The sequence below is a fragment of the Nitrincola nitratireducens genome (assembly GCF_000585235.1).
GTDB classification, from domain to species: Bacteria; Pseudomonadota; Gammaproteobacteria; order Pseudomonadales; family Balneatricaceae; genus Nitrincola; species Nitrincola alkalisediminis.
Genome location: NZ_AONB01000002.1, coordinates 31,488 through 53,652 on the forward strand (window position 1 = coordinate 31,488; position 22,165 = coordinate 53,652).

The 22,165-nt window shown below is 48.6% G+C and carries 20 protein-coding genes and 2 pseudogenes; 13 read left to right on the top strand and 9 right to left on the bottom strand.

Annotated elements, in window-relative coordinates; all coding sequences use genetic code 11:
• Positions 1 to 18: 18 nt before the first annotated feature.
• Genes D791_RS02625 through D791_RS02640 form a run of 4 tightly spaced genes read right to left on the bottom strand, consistent with a single transcriptional unit; the run spans position 19 to position 3,443 of the window.
• Complete coding sequence (locus D791_RS02625) at positions 19 to 546, bottom strand: winged helix DNA-binding protein (RefSeq protein ID WP_036507510.1); 528 nt, start codon at positions 544 to 546, stop codon at positions 19 to 21.
• A complete protein-coding gene (locus D791_RS02630; RefSeq protein ID WP_036507513.1) occupies positions 546 to 1,844 on the bottom strand; it encodes a TRAP transporter large permease in 1,299 nt (432 codons plus the stop codon). The genes D791_RS02625 and D791_RS02630 overlap by 1 nt, the downstream gene beginning before the upstream one ends.
• A gap of 13 nt (positions 1,845 to 1,857) precedes the next feature.
• Positions 1,858 to 2,409, bottom strand: a complete 552-nt coding sequence (locus D791_RS02635; protein WP_036507515.1) for a TRAP transporter small permease — start codon at positions 2,407 to 2,409, stop codon at positions 1,858 to 1,860.
• 50 nt (positions 2,410 to 2,459) lie between these two features.
• Entirely contained in the window at positions 2,460 to 3,443 is a 984-nt protein-coding gene (locus D791_RS02640; RefSeq protein WP_036507518.1) for a TRAP transporter substrate-binding protein, read from the bottom strand.
• Between the two features lie 215 nt (positions 3,444 to 3,658).
• Here D791_RS02640 and D791_RS02645 point away from each other — a divergent pair.
• From D791_RS02645 to D791_RS02655, 3 genes and pseudogenes are all read left to right on the top strand, one after another.
• Positions 3,659 to 4,404, top strand: a pseudogene (locus tag D791_RS02645) (5-oxoprolinase subunit PxpA).
• A 3-nt stretch (positions 4,405 to 4,407) separates the two neighbouring features.
• Entirely contained in the window at positions 4,408 to 5,115 is a 708-nt protein-coding gene (locus D791_RS02650) for a 5-oxoprolinase subunit B family protein (RefSeq protein ID WP_202806796.1), read from the top strand.
• Positions 5,112 to 6,035 (top strand): 5-oxoprolinase subunit C family protein, encoded by a 924-nt coding sequence (locus D791_RS02655; protein ID WP_036507520.1) that lies wholly within the window; start codon positions 5,112 to 5,114, stop codon positions 6,033 to 6,035. The genes D791_RS02650 and D791_RS02655 overlap by 4 nt, the downstream gene beginning before the upstream one ends.
• Positions 6,036 to 6,388: 353 nt before the next feature.
• Here the strand turns inward: D791_RS02655 and prmB are convergent, their stop codons facing one another.
• Positions 6,389 to 7,309 (bottom strand): 50S ribosomal protein L3 N(5)-glutamine methyltransferase, encoded by a 921-nt coding sequence (gene prmB / locus D791_RS02660; protein ID WP_036507527.1) that lies wholly within the window; start codon positions 7,307 to 7,309, stop codon positions 6,389 to 6,391.
• 163 nt (positions 7,310 to 7,472) lie between these two features.
• On the opposite strand from prmB, the gene D791_RS02665 reads away from it, so the two are divergent.
• Positions 7,473 to 8,711: an EAL and HDOD domain-containing protein gene (locus tag D791_RS02665; RefSeq protein ID WP_036507529.1), complete on the top strand. Its 1,239-nt coding sequence runs from the start codon at positions 7,473 to 7,475 to the stop codon at positions 8,709 to 8,711.
• A gap of 58 nt (positions 8,712 to 8,769) precedes the next feature.
• Here the strand turns inward: D791_RS02665 and ilvD are convergent, their stop codons facing one another.
• A complete protein-coding gene (gene ilvD / locus D791_RS02670; protein WP_036507531.1) occupies positions 8,770 to 10,605 on the bottom strand; it encodes a dihydroxy-acid dehydratase in 1,836 nt (611 codons plus the stop codon).
• A 142-nt stretch (positions 10,606 to 10,747) separates the two neighbouring features.
• On the opposite strand from ilvD, the gene D791_RS02675 reads away from it, so the two are divergent.
• From D791_RS02675 to D791_RS02690, 4 genes are all read left to right on the top strand, one after another.
• Positions 10,748 to 11,008 carry a hypothetical protein gene (locus D791_RS02675; RefSeq protein ID WP_036507533.1) on the top strand — a complete coding sequence of 87 codons (261 nt, stop codon included), beginning with the start codon at positions 10,748 to 10,750 and terminating at the stop codon, positions 11,006 to 11,008.
• A 106-nt stretch (positions 11,009 to 11,114) separates the two neighbouring features.
• Positions 11,115 to 11,402, top strand: a complete 288-nt coding sequence (locus tag D791_RS02680; protein WP_036507535.1) for a PepSY domain-containing protein — start codon at positions 11,115 to 11,117, stop codon at positions 11,400 to 11,402.
• Positions 11,403 to 11,420: 18 nt separating this feature from the next.
• Entirely contained in the window at positions 11,421 to 12,107 is a 687-nt protein-coding gene (locus tag D791_RS02685; protein ID WP_036507538.1) for a response regulator transcription factor, read from the top strand.
• Complete coding sequence (locus D791_RS02690) at positions 12,104 to 13,471, top strand: ATP-binding protein (protein WP_051514031.1); 1,368 nt, start codon at positions 12,104 to 12,106, stop codon at positions 13,469 to 13,471. The genes D791_RS02685 and D791_RS02690 overlap by 4 nt, the downstream gene beginning before the upstream one ends.
• Positions 13,472 to 13,498: 27 nt before the next feature.
• On the opposite strand, the gene argA is transcribed toward D791_RS02690, so the two are convergent.
• The 3 genes from argA to D791_RS02705 all read right to left on the bottom strand — a co-directional run bounded on the left by argA (position 13,499) and on the right by D791_RS02705 (position 16,923).
• Entirely contained in the window at positions 13,499 to 14,851 is a 1,353-nt protein-coding gene (argA, locus tag D791_RS02695) for an amino-acid N-acetyltransferase (RefSeq protein WP_089503595.1), read from the bottom strand.
• A gap of 97 nt (positions 14,852 to 14,948) precedes the next feature.
• Positions 14,949 to 16,214 (bottom strand): inorganic phosphate transporter, encoded by a 1,266-nt coding sequence (locus D791_RS02700; RefSeq protein ID WP_036507540.1) that lies wholly within the window; start codon positions 16,212 to 16,214, stop codon positions 14,949 to 14,951.
• 28 nt (positions 16,215 to 16,242) lie between these two features.
• Positions 16,243 to 16,923: a TIGR00153 family protein gene (locus D791_RS02705; protein WP_036507543.1), complete on the bottom strand. Its 681-nt coding sequence runs from the start codon at positions 16,921 to 16,923 to the stop codon at positions 16,243 to 16,245.
• 278 nt (positions 16,924 to 17,201) lie between these two features.
• Between D791_RS02705 and D791_RS20600 the strand changes: the two genes are divergently transcribed.
• The 5 genes and pseudogenes from D791_RS20600 to D791_RS02725 all read left to right on the top strand — a co-directional run bounded on the left by D791_RS20600 (position 17,202) and on the right by D791_RS02725 (position 21,955).
• Positions 17,202 to 17,801 carry an AraC family transcriptional regulator gene (locus tag D791_RS20600; RefSeq protein WP_237748484.1) on the top strand — a complete coding sequence of 200 codons (600 nt, stop codon included), beginning with the start codon at positions 17,202 to 17,204 and terminating at the stop codon, positions 17,799 to 17,801.
• A 265-nt stretch (positions 17,802 to 18,066) separates the two neighbouring features.
• Positions 18,067 to 18,204, top strand: a complete 138-nt coding sequence (locus D791_RS20605; RefSeq protein ID WP_237748485.1) for a helix-turn-helix domain-containing protein — start codon at positions 18,067 to 18,069, stop codon at positions 18,202 to 18,204.
• A 136-nt stretch (positions 18,205 to 18,340) separates the two neighbouring features.
• Positions 18,341 to 19,198 carry a SphA family protein gene (locus D791_RS02715; protein WP_237748486.1) on the top strand — a complete coding sequence of 286 codons (858 nt, stop codon included), beginning with the start codon at positions 18,341 to 18,343 and terminating at the stop codon, positions 19,196 to 19,198.
• Positions 19,199 to 19,209: 11 nt separating this feature from the next.
• A complete protein-coding gene (locus D791_RS02720) occupies positions 19,210 to 20,430 on the top strand; it encodes an MFS transporter (RefSeq protein ID WP_036507545.1) in 1,221 nt (406 codons plus the stop codon).
• A gap of 86 nt (positions 20,431 to 20,516) precedes the next feature.
• Positions 20,517 to 21,955: pseudogene (locus D791_RS02725) on the top strand (amidase).
• Positions 21,956 to 22,165 lie beyond the last annotated feature (210 nt).

A 22,165-nucleotide genomic window follows, 5' to 3' on the forward strand; every position in this document is an offset into this window, starting at 1 on the left:
GAATATAACCGATAGGTTTTACAAAGAAGCCGCTGAACGTGCGGCTTGATCATAAAGACCCGACATGGCACGTAAGGAAGCTGCTATCTGGTGCATATCTTCAGGCGCAATGCCTAAACTTGCCAGAGACTCAACCAAACAGGCCTCGCGTATTTCGGCATATTGCATGCAGGTTGTTTGACCTAACTCTGTGGTTTTGAAGAAGGTTTCCTTACCTTGCTTCTGGTTAGACAGTAGCTCCAGTTTCGTCAGTTTTTTAAGGGCATAACTGACTGTATGGCTGTCTTCAATATTCAACACCAAACAGATGTCCGCTAAACGCTTAGCACGTTCGCGGTGATTCACACTGTGGAGCACTAAAATATCCAACGAGTTAAGCTCCGAAAAGCCAACCGCCGTCATGCAACGCACCATCCAGCGATTAAATGCATGGCCTGCAATGATCAAACCAAACTCGAATTCAGAGAGCTCTTTCGCTTTGCGCGAAAGATGCTCTGAAGACACGATGGGCCCAAGTCCGTCTTTTTTTAAGTCTGTAAGGGGCATTAGCGATTACTCATAGCCTCAGGTAAAAAAGTTACTATCTGAGGAAAGAGTGTAATCAAAATAATGCCCAATAACATTAAGAAAAAGAAAGGCAGTGCCGCATAGGCGATTTGTAGAATATTTTTCCCTGTCATACCTTGTAACACAAATAAGTTAAAACCAACGGGGGGTGTTATTTGCGACATTTCCACAACGATAACAAGATAGATGCCAAACCAGATCAAGTCGATACCGGCGGCTTCAACCATCGGCAGCATGATGGAGGTGGTTAACACGACGACAGAAATGCCATCTAAAAAACACCCCATAACAATGAAAAACAACGTCAATACGGCCAACAGCATGAAGGGCGATAGGTCGTAGGTGGCAATCCATCCCGCTAACTGACTTGGGATTTGCGTAAAGCCCATCGCGGCGGTTAGAAAGGATGCGCCCGCTAGGATAAACGCAATCATGCAAGAGGTTTTGACGGCACCGAGGGTGGCATCAGAAAAACTCTGCCAGGTTAAAGCGCCGTTGGCATAGGCCAGCACTAAAGACAGGACCACACCGATTGCTGCTGCTTCTGTGGGGGAGGCGAGACCTCCATAAATTGAGCCAATGACCCCGATGATCAGTGCCATCATTGGAATCAGCCGACGAGAACGGTGTAGCTTTTCTTTAAATGAAATCGGCGCATCCGCTGCAGGCACACGATCAGGGTAGCGCCATGACCAATACACCAAATAGGCTGCAAACAAGCTGATCAGCATGAGGCCTGGGAAAACACCTGCCATAAACAGCCGCGCAATGGATTGATCAGTTGCGACAGCGAAGACAATAAGAATAATGGATGGCGGGATGAGTAAGCCAAGCGTTGCCGAACCAGCCAGTGTTCCGATAATCAGACGTTCATCATAACCGCGGCGTGTCAGTTCAGGCAGTGTCATTTTACCCATGGTGGCACAGGTGGCGGCAGACGAACCTGATACGGCAGCGAAGAGACCGCAGCCCACAACATTGGTGTGCAGTAAGCGTCCGGGTATGCGTTGCATCCAAGGCGCGAGTCCTGTGAACATGTCTTCGGCTAGGCGTGAACGAAATAGAATCTCCCCCATCCAGATAAACATGGGTAGGGCGGTTAATTCCCAACTGTAACTGGCGCTCCAAATATCGGAGGCCATCATGTCGCCAACAGGAATTGATGTGAATTGGCTAATGCCTATCCAGCCCAGTGCGAGCAGGGAGAAGGCAACCCAAACGCCTGATCCTAAGAAGATAAATAGGGCTAGGGTCAAAACAATCATCATTAACAGCATAGTATAGCCCCTATCATTCGTGTCCGGAGTCGTCTATTTGAAAGGCACTTGGATGCGTGAAGGCTTGAATGAGCCGATTTAACCACGTTTCAAATAAGGCCAACGAAAAGAGTGCAACGCCCGTGAGCATGACGGTTTGAGGTATCCAAAGTGGGATGCGTAGTAATCCGTAGGACATCTCATTAAAGCTCCAACTGTCCTCAACCAAGCGAAAGGTATACACGCTGAGGTATGCGCATAGGGCCAATGCCAAGGATAAACACCAAAGCTCAACAAATACGCGCACTTTGGGTGATAAATGGCTGATGAGCAGGGTCACGCGAATATGGCCATTGTGTATAAAGGTATAGGCCAAGCCTAAAAAGCTCGCGCCGACCAGAAGAAATCCGGATATTTCGGACAAACCGGGAATGACTAAGCCAAGATTGTCGAAGCCGAGCCAAGCACTGAGTTTATCGAGAAGGCGTCCGAGTACTTGTAAGGTAATTAAGCTGCAGATGAGCACCAGACAAGCCGCGGCACCGAACGCCCCAAAAGTATATAAAGGTCGCAGTCGGTAATGCATGATGAGTTACCTGAAAAAAGACCGGTCGCTTGGCGATCCGGTCATGATGCTTATTGAGCGGCGTAGCGCTGGAGGATAGCTTGGCCTTGAGCACCGGCTCTTTCAAGCCACTCGTGTGTCATGATGTCGCCGATTTCTTTAAGGGCAGCTGACAAGGCTTCAGACGGTTCGCTTACCTGAATGCCATTGTCTTTAAGCACTTGGATGGCGGATTGCGTTTCTGCTTGACTCATTTCCCAGCCACGCTTCTCAGCGGCTTCGGCCGCGTCCAATACGGCTTGCTGTACCTCTGGGCTTAAACGCGAGAAGGCCTGCTCGTTGACGATGACCATATTCTTTGGAATCCACAACTGAGTGTGGTTAAAGTGGCTAAGATAATCCCAAGCTTTGGTATCGGCACCCGTTGCTGGTGAGGTCATCATCGCGTCCACGCGACCTGTACTGAAAGCCGTTGGGATATCGGGCACTTCTATTTGAGTCGGAACGGCGTGTACAAGTTGTGATAAGCGTTCGCTAGATAGGTTATAGGCACGAATTTTAAGATTTCTAAGGTCACTAACATCATTGAGTTCTTTTTGTGAATATAAACCTTGTGGTGGCCAGGGTACGGCAAAGAGTAGACGGATGCGTTGCTTTGCTAACTCTTCGGAAATGATCTCTTTTGAGGCTTGCCATAAGGCCCAAGCTTCATCGTAGTTTGATGCCAAGAAGGGAACAGAGTCGACATCAAAGATCGCATTTTCATTGGCCAAGCGTGACATAATGAGCTCACCGGATGGCACGATTCCACGACGAACGGCATTTTTGATTTCGGCATGACCGATTAACGAGCCGTTAGAATGGACATTGATGGTTAAATCTCCCCCTGTTCGTTCGGCAACATCATCAGCAAATGCTCGAATATTAACGGTATGAAAGGTTCGATCACCATAGGGTGTGGGCATATCCCAGCTGGTCGCTGCAAAGGCAGACGTGACAGCACTAGCACTCATTACAACGGCGAGTGCCGTTTTCAGCAGACGGTTTGTAGACATATTTTTCGACCTCAAAAGGTTTATTTATCTTATTTTTCGCATAAGGGGCACTGAAAAATGATCACAGAGCATTCACGATGCTTCTTGTGTTAAGGAGAGTAGACAAGAACCCGTCGATTCGTCAACATTATTTTTACAATTTATCGATAATTTATTTGCAAATTGTGTTTGTTTTGTTAAATTTCATTTAAAAATAACTGAGAAAGAGCCGTGTCATGACCCAATTACGTTTAAATGCAGATGTTGGAGAAAGCTTTGGAGCATGGCGGATGGGACAGGACGAAGCTGTTATTCCGCACATTCACCTTGCGAATATTGCCTGCGGCTTCCATGCATCCGATCCAGATGTCATGCGCTCAACCATACGTTTGGCACAACAACATCAGGTTAAAATAGGGGCGCATCCAGCGTATCCTGATTTACAAGGGTTTGGTCGGCGTTCATTGCAGTGTACGCCTGAGCAGGTTGAAAACTTAGTGCTGTATCAGTTGGGTGCGTTGCAGGCGTTGTGCCGTGCCGAGGGCACCGAAGTGACCTATGTTAAACCCCATGGCGCGTTGTACAACGATATGATGAAAAATGAAGCGTTGCTGCGCGCGATCTTGCGAGGTGTGAAGGCCTATTCAGAACATTTACCCTTGATGATCATGTCTACGGCGGACAACTCACGTGCTAAAGCATGGCGGAAGAGGAGGGTATGCAGCTGATGTTTGAAGCCTTTGCCGATCGTGCTTACGATGATGCAGGCTTTCTCGTCTCTCGGCACTTACCCAATGCAGTTCATCACGATCCTGACACCATTATCGAACAAGCGATACGAATCGCACTCAAACAACCCTTGTTATCCAATACCGGAACCTGGCTGTCTTTAGAAGCCGATACCCTTTGTGTTCATGGCGATAATGAAGAGTCTATCGCGGCGGTGAAGCGTATTCGCACCGCATTGGATGAGTTAAGCTAATTTATGATGAAGACAGCACGACTCGCACCTCGTATTGAACATGCGGGTGTTGATGCATGGACGGTTCGTTTGTTCGACGATATTGCCGAAGAGAATATGCCTTGGATCTTAAGCTTAGTGAAAGGGTGTGAGGCACTCTTCTCTGAGGCGCTGATCGATATCGTCCCGTCTTACACAACGGTTTGGATTCAGTACAACTTAACCAAGTTATCCTCTCAAGTCTCCCGTCAGATGCTCGTTTCGTTGCTTCAAGAATTACGTCCGTTGGACATAAGTCATGCAGGCAGTATTAAAGAAATTCCCGTGTGGTACCACTCAAGTGTTGGGCCTGAGCTTGAGCGGTTGCAGGATGAAAAAGGTTTGTCCTTGGGCGAGGTGATTGCTTTCCATACTGAAAACCCTTTTCGTGTTTTTGCCTTAGGATTTGCACCAGGCTTTGCGTTTATGGGCAGCCTGCCTGATGCCTTAGTCTTGCCGCGTTTATCCACACCGCGTCAGCAAGTAGCGGTTGGCAGTGTTGCGATTGCTGAGCGACAAACGGCGGCATATCCACAAGCAACACCGGGTGGGTGGAATGTGATTGGGCGGACACCTTTGCGATTATTCGACCCTCAACGTGAGGCTATGAGTTATCTACAGGTCGGGGATCGGGTTCAGTTTGTCAGTATTACTCAACAGGAATTTAAGCGACTTGGCGGAGATGATCGATGAGCCATCCGATCTTTCGAGTTATTCAAGCAGGCCCTTTAGCACAGTTGCAGGATGCGGGGCGATTTGGTGTACGTCATTTGGGACTTACTCAGGGTGGGCCGATGGATCTGGAGTCTTGGGCGCTGGCCAATCAACTATTGGATAATGCTTGGGGTTGTGCCGTTTTGGAAATCACCGTGGGTGGCTTAATCCTTGAATGCCTAGAGGATGTTGATTGTGCAATGACTGGAGCCGATTTAGGTGCAACGGTGGATAAATCACCGATTCCGCTTTGGCAAAGTCTACCGCTTAAAAAAGGACAACGTCTCGCCTTCGGATCGCCCAAGCAAGGACTGAGGGCTTACTTGGCGGTAAAAGGTGGGTTTGATGCGCCGCGTTTTCTCGAGAGTTGCGCTTCTGTGCAACGTGAGCAGTTGGGTGGACATAAAGGGGATGGCAGTCGGTTAAGTCGAGAGGATGTGTTGTTTGCTTCGACACTATTCGAGTCGGCCTCTGTACATAAAAAGACTCAACCGCGCGCCTTCGATCAGATAACCGATTTAGATTTGATTCCCGGTGCTCAAGTGCACCTTTTTTCAGGCCGCAGTCTTTTTCAAGCCTTCAATCACGTTTGGAAAGTGGATTTGCGCGCGGATAGGATGGGGGTTCGTCTCACTGGGAACCCGTTGCAAGTGAAATTACCCTCGTTGATTTCTGAGGGAATCGGGCTGGGGGCGGTGCAAGTTCCACCGGATGGTTGCCCGATTGTGTTGTTAAATGATCGTCAAACGATAGGTGGCTATCCGAAGCTAGGGAGTTTAACGCCCTTGGCCTGTGCGCGTTTGGCTCAGGTGCAGCCAGGTCAGTCCGTTCGGTTTAGAGCTTGTGGGCAAATTGCGGCATCTGAAGCCTATGCTCAATTTTTATCTCGATTCCAATGAGCCCTGTGTGAATCCTTTATCTTTCACTCCGACCATCCAATGCATTGCATCTTTAGTGTTGATCAAAAAATAATCAGTTTTTCACAACCGAGCATTGATGCTGACTGGAATCGCTTTCCCCCCGAGTGTCCCAGTGTTATGCACAGTCTTATTCAGGTTTCATGTGCATAATACACTTATCAACACCTGAGCGTGTTAGTAAATGCAGTGAGTTGCGAAAACTCCCTGAAAGGCCCAGATAATGGGGCCTTTCAGGGGGTAAAGGGTGTGCAAAACTGTGTTGATATTGTGTATAAGTTGTGTGTGGATTGACGTCAGTCAGGTTCGACGGTCGATTTATCGCGTTAAAACCCTTACTGAAACAAGGATATATGTGGACGTAAATCCCTTGCTGAGATCATAAATACGCCATTTCCACCCTTTTCAAATTCTGCCCACATGAATGGAACTTCAGGGTAGAGTTCGATCAAATGTGCTTCGCTATTACCGACTTCAACGACCAGCAGACCCTCGTCATCAAGATATTCACAGGCCTCTCTTAAAATGCGCCGTGTAATATCCAAGCCTTGATCCCCCGATCCGAGTGCCAATGCAGGCTCGTGATGAAATTCAGCGGGCATATTGGATAAATCCTGAAGATCAACATAAGGAGGGTTGCTGACAATCAGATCGTAGCGCTTACCTTTTAGGGCATTAAAAAGATCGCTCTCAATAACCTGCACACGCCCGTTGAGTTCGTGGCGTTCGACATTGCTCTGCGCAACGTCTAAGGCATCTGTGGAAATGTCGGCCAGATCAACTTCGGCCTCAGGAAACGCATACGCGCAGGCAATCCCTATGCATCCACTGCCTGTGCATAGATCGAGTATTCTGTCGACTTGTCCGGGTCTCAGCCAAGGATCAAACTCCTGCTCAATGAGTTCTGCAATCGGTGAACGAGGAATCAGGACGCGCTCATCGACATAAAAAGGCATGCCTAAAAACCATGCTTCTCCAACTAAGTAAGGCAAGGGGATTCGCTCTTCAGCTCGACGCCGAATAAAATCCAATACCTTGATCCGCTCGTCCTGAGTAAGCTTCGCATCTAAAATAGCGGGGTTGGCATCCCATGGCAGATGGACAGCATTCAGCACTAACTGCACCGCTTCATCCCACGCATTGTCCGTACCATGCCCATAGAAAACACTGTGTTTCTGAAAATGTGTCATTGCAAGGCGAATGTAGTCACGAATAGTTTGCAGATCTTGGCGGATTTGTTCAGTTTCAGTTGACATGAGGTGGGTCCAGAATGAGTTTAGCGGCACATAGGATAGGTAATGGTAAAGAAATCTTGCTGAGAGTGCTATGATGTTTAAATCATTATTGAATCGCGTGCGATAATATCAGGAAGCATCCTGTCTAAGCCGAGCGTTACAGGTATTGGGAGAAAAGTAATCGATGGCCGGTATTAAATTAAATGCAAATGATCAGAATTTGCCTGTCTTAATGGCGCGTCAGCCAATTTATACCAAAAGTCAGGATGTGGCCGCCTATGAGCTGCTCTATCGAGATGAGCAGGGCAATTTTATTCAGGGATTGAAAGATGATGAAGCGACACTCGCCGTACTCATCAACTCCTATTCGTCTGTCAATGCCAATAATCAGAATGAAAATGTTCCATTCTTTTTAAAAGTCACGGATGAAATCTTACTGAGTAATCAGCTTCCAGATCTTCCGCGCCATATGTTTGTTTTACAATTGCTGGCGCATACGGATGTGACACCTGCGTTGATTAATCGACTACAACAACTGGCGAAGCAGGGGTATCGATTAGCGCTGTCGGGATTTGATCCCGCCGATACTAAGTTTTATCCGCTTCTTAAGGTGATTCATGTTTTAAAACTTGATATTCAACTGATAGGTTTGCATCGCATCCCCAATCTGGTTAAAAAGTTAAAGCCGTTTAACTTAGAGCTCTTAGCCGATAAGGTTGAAACCCAAGACGAGTTTAGACAGTGCCTTGAAATGGGCTTTGAGCTCTACATGGGCTATTTTTTGAGTAAGCCTTGTTTGGTGCGAGGCAAGAAAATATCTGGCAATAAAGTGGTGCTCTTGCAGGTCTTAAACGAACTCAATAATCCCAAGTCGTCGCCGCAGTCTGTTGAAGAAATTGCACTCAAAGATCCTGAGTTGACCTATAAAATCCTACGCGTTGTAAACTCGGCTGCGTTTAATGTGCAAAAAGAAGTGAGGTCTTTGTCTCACGCCATCACCTTGTTGGGTATGGAGCAAATTAAGCGTTGGGTCATGTTGTTCTTGACGAAAAGCGAAGGGGGAAAGCCGCTTGAGCTGACGCGCACCATGTTGGTTCGTGCGAGAATGTGTGAGTTGATGGCTGAGATACTTGAGTACGAGACCCCCATGGATTTCTTTATCGTCGGTTTGTTGTCTCAGTTAGATGTGATGATGGACATAGACATGTCTTCATTATTAGAGCAGGTGCCCTTACAGCTCAATGTTAAAAGTGCCCTGCTGGAGCGTGAAGGTCCATTGGGTCAAGTGTTGAAGGAGGCTGAAATTTATGAGACTGGCGAATTTGATCGTTTGAGTGATTTGCTTGATCGGCCGTTTTACGAGGTTGCCTATCGTCATAGCCTGAAGTGGGCGGATCAAGTCCTCAATGCCATGCACACCTAAACCCTCAGCGGTTCTCAAATCTGCGTCAGCCTCTTATCGAAGCTGACGCATTCTCTGTTTAATCCAGCAACGATATATCGCGAACAGCACCCTTGTCAGCAGAGGTGACCAGTTTTGCATAAGCCTTAAGTGCGGCTGATACTTTGCGTGGTCTTTCGTCCGCAGGCTTCCAACCTAAACGATCACGCTCAGCACGGCGCGCCGCCAGTTCTTCATCGCTTAAGAGGACATCAATGCGTCGGTTTGGAATGTCGATGCGAATGCGATCTCCATTTTGAACAAGACCGATGGCACCACCGGAGGCCGCTTCGGGTGACACGTGACCAATCGATAGCCCCGATGTACCGCCCGAAAAGCGTCCATCGGTTAATAAAGCGCAGTCTTTACCCAAGCCTTTCGACTTAAGATACGATGTGGGGTAGAGCATCTCCTGCATGCCCGGTCCGCCTTTCGGGCCTTCGTAACGAACAATCACGACATCGCCCGCTTTTACTTTGTCGTCCAGAATGTGGGCAACGGCTTGATCTTGAGATTCTGTAATGTGGGCTGGACCTTCAAACACCATAATGGAGTCATCAACACCTGCAGTTTTTACAACACAACCGTCCTCGGCAATGTTGCCAAATAAAACAGCCAAGCCTCCTTCCTGCGAGAAGGCGTGTTCACCAGAGCGGATACAGCCATTTTCACGGTCGCCATCTAGGGTAGGCCAACGCGTTGATTGACTGAAGGCAACCTGGGTTGGAATGCCCGCAGGACCCGCTTTGTAAAACTCAAGGACTTCGGGTGATGGGCTGCGCATGATATCCCAGGTTTCTAAGGCTTCTTTCATCGAAGAGCTATGCACCGTAGGGAGATCTGAGTGGAGTTTGCCTGCTCTGTCCAGCTCACCCAGAATCGCGAAGATACCACCGGCGCGGTGGACATCCTCAATATGGTATTTTGGTGTGTTAGGTGCGACTTTACATAACTGTGGAACACTGCGTGAAAGACGATCTATGTCTTTTAAATCAAACGCAATTTCACCCTCGATGGCAATTGCCAATAAGTGCAGAATCGTATTGGTTGACCCGCCCATGGCAATGTCTAAAGACATGGCGTTTTCAAAGGCTTTGAAATTGGCAATGTTACGCGGTAATACCGAAGTGTCGTCCTGCTCATAGTAACGTTTTGCCAATTCAACAATGCGGTGTCCGGCCTCTTCAAACAAACGGCGACGATCACTGTGAGTCGCCAGTGTCGTACCATTGCCTGGTAAAGAAAGGCCGAGTGCTTCGGTTAAGCAGTTCATAGAGTTGGCGGTGAACATACCCGAGCAAGAGCCGCATGTGGGGCAAGCTGAGCGCTCATATTCAGCGACTTTTTCATCGCTGGCGCTGTCGTCAGCAGCAATGACCATTGCATCGACCAAATCGAGCTTGTGCTCAGAAAGCTTGGTTTTACCCGCTTCCATCGGCCCGCCTGATACGAAAATAACGGGGATGTTTAAGCGCATGGCCGCCATCAGCATTCCCGGTGTGATTTTATCGCAGTTTGAAATACAGATAAGGGCGTCGGCACAGTGTGCGTTGACCATGTATTCAACCGAGTCGGCAATAATGTCACGTGATGGCAAGGAGTAGAGCATGCCGTCGTGACCCATGGCGATCCCATCGTCAACCGCAATTGTATTGAATTCTTTTGCCACGCCGCCTGCTTTTTCCACCTCACGTGCCACCAGTTGTCCCATGTCTTTTAGGTGGACATGGCCGGGAACGAATTGAGTAAATGAGTTGGCAATCGCGATAATGGGCTTTTGGAAATCATCATCTTTCATTCCGGTGGCGCGCCAAAGTGCGCGAGCACCCGCCATATTACGGCCAGCTGTGGAGGTCTTGGAGCGATACGCAGGCATGTTGTTATCCTTTGCTTAGGGTTCACGAGCGATTTTTATCAGTATAACAGATTCAAACACAGTCCTGAGTATACCAAAGACAGCCTTGTTTCAAGAGAGGTTGACGACTATTCTGTCACATTTTAAACAGGTAAATTCGCGCATGACTATCCGAGTTGATAAAAAAGAAATTCGAAAGGACCCTTTTCTGCGTTTCTGTATGAAAACAGGTATTCCATTGTCCATATTGGCTGTGTTGTTACTCTGGGGTGGCGGGTATTTGCCCTTTCCGTACGTGAACCCGTTGTTTGTATTCTGTACCTCGCTGGCCATCTTGATAGGTTTGGCCTACAACGTTCGTTTTGTGATGCTCTCGGTTCGATCCATTCGTGAACAAGAAGAACACGCCAAACAGAAAAAATAGGGGCATTTTTGAGCTGTTCAGAAGCGATTCATCTGGATTCATTTAGGATTGCCTTCAATGCTAAATCTTAAATGTTCGGGTGTTGTACTGAACGGAGGATCCATGAATGCCATCAGCTTTGTTGAATGAAGGGCGACGTAAGCTCATATCGATATCGCTCTTATGTTTAGCTGTCGTTCCCTTGATGTTTGTTTCTGTTGCCACGGTCGCCAACTCACCCGTGAGTCTGAAACAAGCAACCGAAATCGCTCAGAAAACCTTTGGTGGACAAGTCCTCAAAGCCGAAGAGGACGAAGCCAGTGGTGACAAGGTGTATCACATACGCATTGTCAATGAAGGCCGTGTTAGAGATGTGCAAATCAAGGCGAGCACGGGTGAAATCATTGCACCCTAGTAGAGTAAGGACATAGGCATGAAGTTATTGATTGTTGAAGATGATCCCGATTTACGTCGGCAGTTGGTCTCTATTTTGGCTGACAAAGGCTATACCGTGGAGGAGTGTGCCGAAGGTAAAGATGCGGTTTTCCAGGGGCAAGAGTACGACTACGATGTGGCGATTGTCGACTTAGGTTTGCCGGGTCTATCGGGAATGGAGGTCATTCGAGCTTGGCGTCAACAGCAGCGAGATTTTCCTGTGCTTATTTTAACTGCGCGTGGTCACTGGCAGGATAAAGTTGAAGGCTTGGAAGCGGGAGCTGATGACTATTTGGTTAAGCCATTTCAGCCAGAAGAATTAATTGCGCGATTGAATGCATTGGTGAGACGTGCAGCAGGTCATGCAAAGCCTCAGTTGACGTTTGGTCCAATCAGTTTGGATACGGTCAGCCGTGTTGTGTGCTTGAACAACGAAGAGGTTCGTTTGACCAGCTATGAGTACCGTACGGTTGAATACCTGATGCTGAATGCAGGTAAAACAATTTCTAAAACAGAATTAACCGAGCATCTTTACCATCAGGATTTTGATCGAGACAGCAATGTGCTTGAGGTTTTTGTACGTCGCTTACGGCAAAAACTCGATCCTGATCAGACATTGCAGCCGATTATGACGGTGAGAGGCTTAGGTTACCGATTTAACCCGGATATTAAGACGCAATCTTGAAATTCAAATTGATTCCGCGTTCGTTGCAAGCCCGTTTATTATGGGCTTCGTTCATTTTACTGCCCTTGGTGATTGCCGCTGCAGCGGTTGCACTGCAGCGCTCCTTCTATGATAGCTTGGTGACCTCCGAGCAATCTCAAGCGCAGCTTCAGGTCTATTTAATTCTAAGCGCAGTGGAGTTGGTTGATCATCAGCCGGTGTTGCCCGAGTTGCTCCCTGAGCCGGGTTTCATGCGGCCCGACTCGGGTGTCTATGGTTACATGACCAATCCCTCTGGTGAGGTCTTATGGCGTTCGCTATCGGCTCAGTTTTTGGCAAATGAAATCGCGGAGAAAAGCTTAAAGGGACGTTACCCAGATCCTGGACAGATGCACTTTCGGTATTTACGCCAGCAGGGCTATTTTTTGATGCAGTATCCCGTCGTTTGGGAGTCGCCCGAAGGCGATCTTGACTTTATGGTGTCTGTGTTACGCGCTGATTTGTCTGTAAATGAGCAAATGTTGGCGTTCAAAACCCGTTTGTGGGGGTGGTTATCGGGCGTCTTTTTACTCGCGCTCTTCGTCCAGTATGTGATCATGCGCTGGGGCTTAAAACCCTTACATCAATTAGCCGATGATCTTAATCGCATTGAAAAAGGTGATGCCGAAGGACTGACGGGTGTATACCCTCTTGAGGTGCAGGCCGTTACCGATAATCTAAATCAGCTTATTAAAAGTGAGCGCCAGCAGAGAGAACGCTATCGCAATACACTTGCCGACTTGGCTCATAGCCTGAAAACGCCTTTGGCTGTTATTGCCGGTGCGAGTAATGAAAAGCTGGATAACCAGGCGTATAAGCAATTAATTGAAGAGCAGGCTCAACGCATGGGGCAGATAGTGCAGTATCAACTGTCCCGATCGGTTAAGTCTCAAAGCCGCTTACTCGTTAAACCCATTAAAATATCACCTGTTGTGCAACGCATAGGCGGTGTTTTATTGAAAGTCTATGCTGAAAAACAGATCCAGTTTGAGAATCAGGTGTCAGAGGCGGCTGAGTTCCAAGGCGATGAAAGTGACCTAATGGAGTTGTTAGGTAACTTAATGGAAAATGCCTGCAAATATGGCAAACGCCGGGTTCGAGTGACCTCCTATACCACGCGTAATGGTGTGTTATTGATGATCGAAGACGATGGCAATGGTATTTTGCCAGGTGAGTCCCGTGTGATTCTAGAAAGGGGCAAGCGTATGGACACCTCGACCAGTGGGCAAGGAATAGGTCTCGCCGTTACGGTTGATATTCTGAGCAGCTACGGTGGGGCGTTGGAGGCCGATAACTCGCCGGAATTAGGAGGTGCACGTTTTCGCATGATGATTCCTCTGGCGTAAGGTTAGGTTCGCCAGAGGAAAGCAGGCTTAAAGTGTTTTAAAAAACACCTTGGAGTTACGCTGGAAGTTATACAAGGCTTTTTTCTCACCGGGTAAGTCGTCTAAGGGAGCAGGTTTAAAGCCTCGCTCTACAAACCAATGCGCCGTGCGTGTGGTTAACACAAACAAAGACGTGAGACCCAATTCATGTGCGCGTGCCTCAATGGCTTCTAATAAGCGATCACCTCGCTCACCGCCACGGTATTGATTGTCGATGGCAACGCACGCCAGCTCACCGACCTTGTCTTCAAGGAAGGGATATAAAGCGGCACAGCCAATAATGACATTATCGCGCTCAACCAGTGTGAAGCGTTCTATTTCAGCTTCCAAACGTTCTCGTGAGCGTCTGACTAATACGCCCTGAGACTCCAGTGGCGCGATTAACTCAAGAATACCGCCGACATCGTCGATACTCGCTTGACGAATTTGCTCATACGATTCTTTAATCACCATGGTGCCGGAACCATCGCGGGTAAAGAGTTCGGCAAGGAGAGCGCCGTCCTGTTGATAACTAATCAAATGACAGCGTGGCACATTGTGTTCACAGGCATCGGCGGCGGCTTGCAGCAATCGAGCCGTTTCTGTGTAGGCAAGGCTGGCATCCTCAATGCGTGACAAGTACTGCGATACCATTCGCTTCGCGGTTGCGACCAAGAGCTCACTGCGCAGGTCACCACGGCTGTCGCGTATCCCGTCTTCGCTGCCAAATAAAATGAGCTTATCCGCCTTCAGCGCAATCGCGGTCCGGGTTGCGACTTCTTCCACTGATAAATTAAAAATTTCTCCTGTCGGAGAAAAGCCAAGGTTTGAAATCAAGACAATATTATTGAGGTCTAATTGTTGATTGATGGCTTTATGATCGACTCGACGAGGCTCACCCGTGTGGCCGAGGTCAACACCGTCAACAACCCCTGCGGGTTTAGCCGTCACAAAGTTGCCACTGCACACTCGAATTCTAGAGCCATGCATGGGCGTATTCGATAAACCCATTGAAAACAGTGCTTCTAATTCTGCACGCAGTACACCTGCGGCCTCAATCACGCAGCTGAGTGTGTCGCTATCGGTGATGCGTTGATGATGGTGAAGTCGAGTGGGAATATTGCGTTGTTGTAAGCGCATTTCAATCTGAGGGCGCGAACCATAAACGACCACCAGTCTGACATCAAGGCTATTGAGTAGCGCAATATCATGAATAATATTGGTTAGGTTAGGGTCGTCCAGTGCTTCTCCACTGAGCATCAAGACAAAGGTTTTATCACGATGGGCATTGATGTATGGAGAGGAGTGCCTAAACCAATTTACGTATTGCAGTGCATCTTGTGTTGAAGAGGGTTTATTCACAATCAGGCCTAATCTCGATTCAGTAAGTGCGTTGAATCTCTATTGATACCACATTTCAACAGAAATCCAACGCATTTTAGATCAGACCAGAAAACTTCTACAGAAAAATGGCACTTAAGATAAAGAAAATAATAATGGATAAGAAGGCACCTGCTGGCAGAGTGACAATCCAGGAGATAAAAATCGTACCAATAATGCGAAGATTCAACGCGGCCATACCACGCGCAAGGCCGACACCTAACACTGCACCTACGAGGGTATGAGTGGTTGAAATGGGTAAGCCTGTACCCGATGCAACCACAACCGTACCGGCCGCTGCTAGCGTTGCCGCAAAACCACGACTGGGTGTGAGTTCTGTGATGTTTTGGCCAACCGTTGCAATGACTTTGTGGCCATACATGATGAGTCCAGCAACAATGCCACCACCGCCGAGTAACAAGATCCACGAGGGCATGATTGAGCGTGAGGCCACTTCGCCACCGGATTGAACAACACTCACAACGGCCGCCAGTGGGCCAACCGCATTGGCAACGTCATTGGAGCCGTGTGCAAATGCCATCGCGCAGGCCGTAAACAGCATCAAAATGGCAAAAATCTTCTCTACATTGGTGAAGTGGAAGTCCTTATCATCCTCGGGGTTGGGGCGGATGCGTTTGATCATTAGGACGCCAACGCCCATGGATATAAGCCCAATCACGGCTGAGGCAAGGCTTGCTTGGGTATAGGTCAAGTCGAGTCCAATGTGTGTCAAACCCTTGGTAAAGGTGACCATTGAAATAATGAAGCCGACTAGAAAAATGTAAAAAGGCACGTAGCGTTTGGCATTTTCGTACGGGCTTTCCGTACTCAAAATAAGGTATTGGACACTTCGGAACAGCCAAAAAGCGATAAAGCCTGCCGTCAGAGGTGAAATAATCCAACTGGCGGCGATGGTGCCGATTTTATTCCAGTGAACCGCTTCGACGGCAATACCAACAGCCGCGAAGCCGACAATGGCACCGACAATGGAATGCGTGGTTGAAACAGGCCAGCCGAAGTGAGTGGCCACTAACAACCAAATGCCTGCCGCCAATAATGCTGACATCATTCCAAAAATAAGGAGGTCTGGAGAGTCAGCCAGTAGCTCCGCATCCGTGATGCCGCTACGTATCGTTGCAGTGACAGCCCCTCCTGCTAAATAAGCACCGGCAAATTCAAAAATGATGGCAATAATAATGGCTTGTTTTAAGGTGATGGCTTTTGAACCCACGGAGGTTCCCATGGCGTTCGCTACATCGTTCGCACCGACACCCCAGGCCATAAAAAAACCGAAACAGCAGGCAATGACAATTAACAGTGTGCCGTGTTGAGCAATAACATCCATACAACAATCTCAGACAATAAGAAAAATATTATTTGGCAAGCAGTTGTTGCAAGCGACTGCCCACAACCTGTGCTCGGTTAGAAAGGTCACCGATCCAATCAATGGTCTTGTATAAAAACATGACATCAATCGGATTGAACTCCTTTTCAACGGTAAATAATGAAGCGCGAAGTGCGCGCTCTTTTTCATCGGTTGCATGTTCTAAACGGTCAAGTTCACTGATCAAACGCTGAACAATTTTGACTTCGTGGCCACGAAATCCGGTTTCCAGCAGTTCGTCTAATTCGTTCAAGGCGGTAACGGCTTGTTCGGTGGTTTGCACGGCAATTTCAACAAAGGCCATGAGCTCTTCACTCAAGACCGCTGGGATTTCCATGCGACGTCCAACCATGAGGCCAGCAATATCTTTGGCACGGTTTGCAACTTTATCTTGGGTTCTCAACAGCTCAAGAAGATCATTTCGGGGAACGGGTAAAAACAAATTGCCCGGTAAGTTTTGGCGAATTTCCCGCTTCATCTTATCCGCTTCGCCTTCCATAACCGCAATGCGCTGTTGGCACGCATCCGCTGTTTCCCAATCTTTAATCAGAATGGCTTTAATAAAGGGGATAAGCTCTGCGGCGGCCGCTTGAGACTTCGCAATATGCTCTTGCATGGGCTTAAAAGGGGAGCGGCCAAACATTTGCGTGATTGGGTTTTTGCTAACCATATGGGAAGGTTCCTAGAGTTAAGCTAAAGTGTAATGGTCAAATTATACTCGCTCACCCAGTCGATGTAATTAAAACTTCATAAAAGTGTCATTAAGATGTCATGATGTGGGAGTTTGTCCGCTAAAGCTTAGGGTCTTACGTGCCCAACGCCTTTCTGATGTTGCGTTGCGGCTATCCAATATCCAATTTCGGCAAAATTGCTTAGATCAGTTGCCAACGGGCGTAAAAGTTGCTTTGATGAATTTTTAATCAAAAGAAGATAGTGGGTGTTACTGTTATGCACCTTGATCGGGCAGAAGAGTTAGGGTTTGAACTTTCCGGCTTCCGTCATCGACGTACAAGTAATGTCGAAGATCATGCTCGCTGCTTCAGTGGTTGGAAACTACATTATAATCAAGTGACTAAAGGTTTATTCGAAGGGAGTATTACTGAACTGGATTTGCAGGGCATGCAGCTGATCCGCGATTGCTCCAATCAGGCAATGGTCAAAAGTGGGGAGGCTTGGGAAGGGGCGGTGACTTTCAGTCTCCCCTTGGCGTTGAATGTTCATAACTTCTATTGTGATGGTCATGAGATCAATGTGCAGAGCGTCTTAGCGGCATCGGGGGATCATCTACCTGATTTACGTACACCCGCTGGAATTGACCTGTTATGTGTTGCTGTAGAGAGATCGCTGCTTGAAGACATACTTGAACGTCAACAACGTGATTTTAAATTGGACCTCAGTGTGGCTCCAGGCTGCTTTCATCTGACCAATCCCGCGTGTCGAGAAGATCTAGTTGCTCTTGTCGACAGCGTTTTTGGGGGGCAGGATAGTCAGGGGCGAAAGCTCATGCTTATGCCGCTATTCGTGCGGGTATCCGTGATACAGTGTTGATGCATCTGCTGGATCTTGTTGACTGCGAAGCGGTTATATCATTGCCCACAACTGCCCGCAAGTTGATTGTCGACCGTGCATGTGAGTATGCTCTGGCCAATCCTGATGCCCCTCCTTCAATCATCGACTTATGTAATCGTGTGGGCGCTAGCCGACGTAAACTACAGTACTGTTTCCAAGAAACACTTGGCATTAATCCTGTTGCATACTTACGTATGTTGAGCTTAACGCCGTACATCGCGAACTATTGCAACCCCATTCCTACATGGCAGTACAGGATATCGCCATGCATTGGGGGTTTTGGCATCTGAGCCGATTCTCTTCTGAATACCGACAATTATTTGGTGAGCTCCCTTCGGATACTCTGCGTAGAGCACGTAAGGATTTTGCTGATTTCGGATAACTCATAGGACTGACTCCTTTGTATTGTTTTTGTTGATTGTAACAACAAAACAATACACCGATGAGGGTAGTCTATGAATCTGAAAAAGCTGATAGGTGCTGTTGCTGGCACGATCCTGATCCACCCTTCGGCATCCGTGCTGGCGACCGAGAATGGTGCTCCGACGACGGCTGCAGGCTTGTACAATTTTGGAGCGGGTTTTATGCCTCCGGCAACGCCGAAGGGGGCCTTTGGTCTGCGTACGGCCTTCTATTCTGCCAATAGTTTCAAGGATAATTCGGGAAAGGATGCACCCGTGGATTTCTCACTCGATGTCTTGTCACTATCCCTAGCGCATGTGCGTATGACAGATCATGAGGTTCTCGGTGCGAAATATGGCTGGGGAGTTGTGTTTCCATTTTTACACATGGAAGCATCGTTGGATGTGTCCACGCCCGTCGGTACTTTTTCTCGCAGTGCCGATGTATTTCGCCAAGCGGATATTCAGGTAATACCCTTGATATTGCAGTGGCATCCATCACGCAACTTAGGCGTGAACGCACAGTTCCAGATTCAGGCGCCTACTGGCGACTATGACAAGGACCGCTTGGTTTCACCAGGTCTAAATCATTGGACCTTTTCCCCGATTTTCAACGCCACCTACATCTCCGATACCGGTTTTGAAATATCGTCCAGCTTCGAGCTGGATTTCAATACCCGTAATCGTGCTACTGATTACCGCAACGGCGTGGAGTATCGGCACGAATTTGCAATGGGTCAGCATGTCAAGGATTGGACTGTGGGGCTTGGCGGCTACTACTACCATCAGCTTACCGATGACAAAGCGCCTTCACTAACGAGTGGTAACCGAGCTCGAACAATCGCTGCAGGACCCGCCTTGAGTTTTTTCCGCCCGGGTATGCCCGCGGTTTGGTTACATGGTTATAAAGAGTTCGGCACTCGAAACCGTGCCGAGGGTTACAGCCTAGCATTACGTATAGCCCAAAGCTTCTGAGGAGGGTAGAGATGGCTGATAAAAATATGATGTTCCGTCAGGCGACAGGGCGGCGTGAAGGGTTGGTATTGATGCTTGGCAGTAGCCTGACCATTGTCGGTTCGGTAATGGTGGCGCCGATCCTGCCCAAGCTCGGAGCCGAGTTTGGTCCTATGGAACCGAATGCCGCTCTGCTGGTACCGATGGCGATTACTGGGCCAGCACTGGCTATCGCACTGTTTGCACCAGTTGCGGGTTGGTTGGCAGACCGACTTGGCCGCAAGATCTTGTTGGTCATAGCGACATTACTTTATGCCTTGTTGGGTGTTATTCCGGCATTTCTGAATGATCTGCAGACGATCGTCAGTGTCCGTTTGTTATTTGGCTGTACAGAGGCGGCGATCATGACGTGCTGTGCAGCACTGATTGCGGATTATTGGAAAGGTGAGGATCGTATGCGATTCATCAATTACCAAGTGGTCACGATTGGCCTAGTCGGGTCGCTGTTCTTCGTAATTGGCGGAGTACTCGGCGAGCACTCTTGGCGTACTCCGTTTTACCTCTATCTGCTGCCGATTCTGTTGGTGCCAATTATGATGAAAGTGCTGTGGGAGCCTCGCCAAAACACGGAACAGATCACCGTGAGTGATCCAGAGCAGGTTAACGCTTGGGCGCTACTGGTCGGTTATCTGTTGGTGTTCACTGGTATGGTTTTGAACTTTATCGTACCCATTCAGACACCAGCGTTGTTGGTTGGCATGGGGGTAACTTCCAGTACTTTGATTGGTGCTTCTGCTGGTTTTGGCTTGCTCGCTACACTTGCAGGCTCACTGACCTGGCCTTTGATGCGTCGTTTGCTGGGGATTCGTGGCTGTAATGCGTTGTTGATGTTGTTGATCGCGCTGGGGCTCTGGTTGCTTTCCAACGCTCAGAGCTATAACGACGTTTTGGTGGCGGTTTTTATTCACGGTATCGGCGCAGGTTTATTAGTCCCCAATACCATGTCTCCGGTTATGAATGCGCTGACGACCGTTACCCGTGGGCGAGGAATGGGTGGTTTTACTTCCTGTCTTTATATGGGGCAGTTCGTCAGTCCATTGGTGGTTGCGGCTTTAATGGCTCAGGTTGGTGAGTTACGCGATGCCATTGTTATATTGGCGCTCATCAGCTTGGTCGGTGCGTGTATCTGGATGCTTTCTTATCTAATGCCTAGACATAGAGCGCAAAGCGTGACGGATAACCCCGTGGCTTGATTTGTGGACCAGGCATCTGCTTATGATGTCTAAAGGGCCTTTCGAGTTGTAAGGAAAAAATCATGCAAGATTTAAAGGAAAATATTATGCAGGATATACAAGCACTGATTGATCAATCGGATGCCACAGCCCTCGCTGAACTCATTCGAGTAGGGGAGGTGCAGCCAAAAGAGCTTCTGGAAGCAACTATTGCGCGTTTGGAGAAAGTCGAGCCTAGCCTAAATGCGGTAGCCGAAACGCTCTATGAGCAAGCAAGGCGACAGGTACCTGGAACAGGACCCTTCTCAGGTGTTCCGACGCTGATTAAGGATCTGTTTGCACCTCTAACGGAGGCGCGGATGAGCAACGGTTCCTTGGCATTAGGTGAGGCTCGTCCAGGGCTGGATGATGAATTGGTCAGCCGTCTGCGTCGAGCGGGTTGTGTATTCATAGGTACCACGACCTCGCCTGAGTTTGGTACGTCCTATACCACCGAATCTACTCGTTTCGGTGCGACTCGTAACCCCTGGGATACCGAGCGCAGTGCGGGCGGCTCAAGCGGTGGTTCAGCTGCACTGGTCGCATCACGTGTAGTGCCTTTTGCCCATGGTAATGATGGTGGAGGTTCACTTAGAGTGCCTGCGTCCTGTTGTGGTGTATTTGGTCTTAAGCCCAGTCGTGGACTGGTGCCGAGTGGACCTCTTATTGGCGAGGGGTGGGGCGGGATGGGAGTTGGCCACGCGATAACTCTATCGGTGCGTGACAGTGCAGCCTTGTTGGATCTGACATCTGGCGCTGATTTGGGCGCACCTTACGCAGCACCGGCTCGGCCCAGTTCTTACCTCGAGGCGATGGGGCGTCCTCCTAGGCCCTTGCGGATTGCGTTGGTCGAACAGATGGAGCCTTGGCCGTCATCGACCGAACCTTATCGGCGGTACGTGATGCCGCTGCACTGTGTGAAGGCTTGGGGCATTTGGTCACGCCAATCAATCTGCCAGTGGATCTGTTGAAGTTCTATGACATGGCATTTGATATCATCGGCCCGAATACGCGCCGCTATTTGGATATGCTGGGACAGATGCGCGGTGCACCTGTTCAAGCGGAGGAGCTTGAGCCTCGTACACGGATCTACCTAAGAGATAAGGGAGGGATTGGTGCGGTGAAATATGTGCGTGCAATCGAAGGGATCCATGCTCTAGGCCGTACCTTTGCAAATTTCATGTGCGACTTTGATGTTATCTTAACGCCGACGCTGACACGTGAGCCGCCATTGATTGGCACACTAGATGTGATTGATGACCAAAAGGATATAGGGACATTGATTGAGTGCTTTCATAGCTATTCCCCCTATACCGCACTGTTCAATGCAACTGGGCAGCCAGCCATGTCTGTCCCCCTGTATTGGACACCGGGTGGGTTACCAATCGGCGCTCACTTCGTTGGACGCTTTGGTGAAGAAGTTACTCTGCTCGCACTGGCGCACCAGTTGGAGCAGGCCCAGCCTTGGGCACATCGTCGCCCGCAAATAAATGCTTGCGTTAGCTGAAAACTGTGCAGAATTTACCTAGGCCGGAAGGTCTAGGTAAATATAATCGACAGTCTGGTGATTCATTGACCTTTTGAGCACTTTGCTGGCGGTACAGCCTTATCTTATTGTCAGGAGCCAAAATCCTGACAACATCTCTTTGCGCCAGCTACTCGATTATCTGCAGGTTAATGTAACGCCAGCCATAGAGCCTGATCGTTGATAAGCAAA

Bases quoted from the DNA above. Each gene is read 5' to 3' on its own strand.
- D791_RS02625 (WP_036507510.1), bottom strand. From the start codon at position 546: ATGCCCCTTACAGACTTAAAAAAAGACGGACTTGGGCCCATCGTGTCT.
- D791_RS02675 (WP_036507533.1), top strand. From the start codon at position 10,748: ATGACTATCCGAGTTGATAAAAAAGAAATTCGAAAGGACCCTTTTCTG.
- D791_RS02720 (WP_036507545.1), top strand. From the start codon at position 19,210: ATGGCTGATAAAAATATGATGTTCCGTCAGGCGACAGGGCGGCGTGAA.
- D791_RS02685 (WP_036507538.1), top strand. From the start codon at position 11,421: ATGAAGTTATTGATTGTTGAAGATGATCCCGATTTACGTCGGCAGTTG.
- D791_RS20605 (WP_237748485.1), top strand. From the start codon at position 18,067: ATGGCAGTACAGGATATCGCCATGCATTGGGGGTTTTGGCATCTGAGC.
- D791_RS02635 (WP_036507515.1), bottom strand. From the start codon at position 2,409: ATGCATTACCGACTGCGACCTTTATATACTTTTGGGGCGTTCGGTGCC.
- D791_RS02655 (WP_036507520.1), top strand. From the start codon at position 5,112: ATGAGCCATCCGATCTTTCGAGTTATTCAAGCAGGCCCTTTAGCACAG.
- prmB (WP_036507527.1), bottom strand. From the start codon at position 7,309: ATGTCAACTGAAACTGAACAAATCCGCCAAGATCTGCAAACTATTCGT.
- D791_RS02680 (WP_036507535.1), top strand. From the start codon at position 11,115: ATGCCATCAGCTTTGTTGAATGAAGGGCGACGTAAGCTCATATCGATA.
- D791_RS02665 (WP_036507529.1), top strand. From the start codon at position 7,473: ATGGCCGGTATTAAATTAAATGCAAATGATCAGAATTTGCCTGTCTTA.
- D791_RS02630 (WP_036507513.1), bottom strand. From the start codon at position 1,844: ATGCTGTTAATGATGATTGTTTTGACCCTAGCCCTATTTATCTTCTTA.
- D791_RS20600 (WP_237748484.1), top strand. From the start codon at position 17,202: ATGCACCTTGATCGGGCAGAAGAGTTAGGGTTTGAACTTTCCGGCTTC.
- D791_RS02700 (WP_036507540.1), bottom strand. From the start codon at position 16,214: ATGGATGTTATTGCTCAACACGGCACACTGTTAATTGTCATTGCCTGC.
- ilvD (WP_036507531.1), bottom strand. From the start codon at position 10,605: ATGCCTGCGTATCGCTCCAAGACCTCCACAGCTGGCCGTAATATGGCG.
- D791_RS02650 (WP_202806796.1), top strand. From the start codon at position 4,408: ATGATGAAGACAGCACGACTCGCACCTCGTATTGAACATGCGGGTGTT.
- D791_RS02640 (WP_036507518.1), bottom strand. From the start codon at position 3,443: ATGTCTACAAACCGTCTGCTGAAAACGGCACTCGCCGTTGTAATGAGT.
- D791_RS02705 (WP_036507543.1), bottom strand. From the start codon at position 16,923: ATGGTTAGCAAAAACCCAATCACGCAAATGTTTGGCCGCTCCCCTTTT.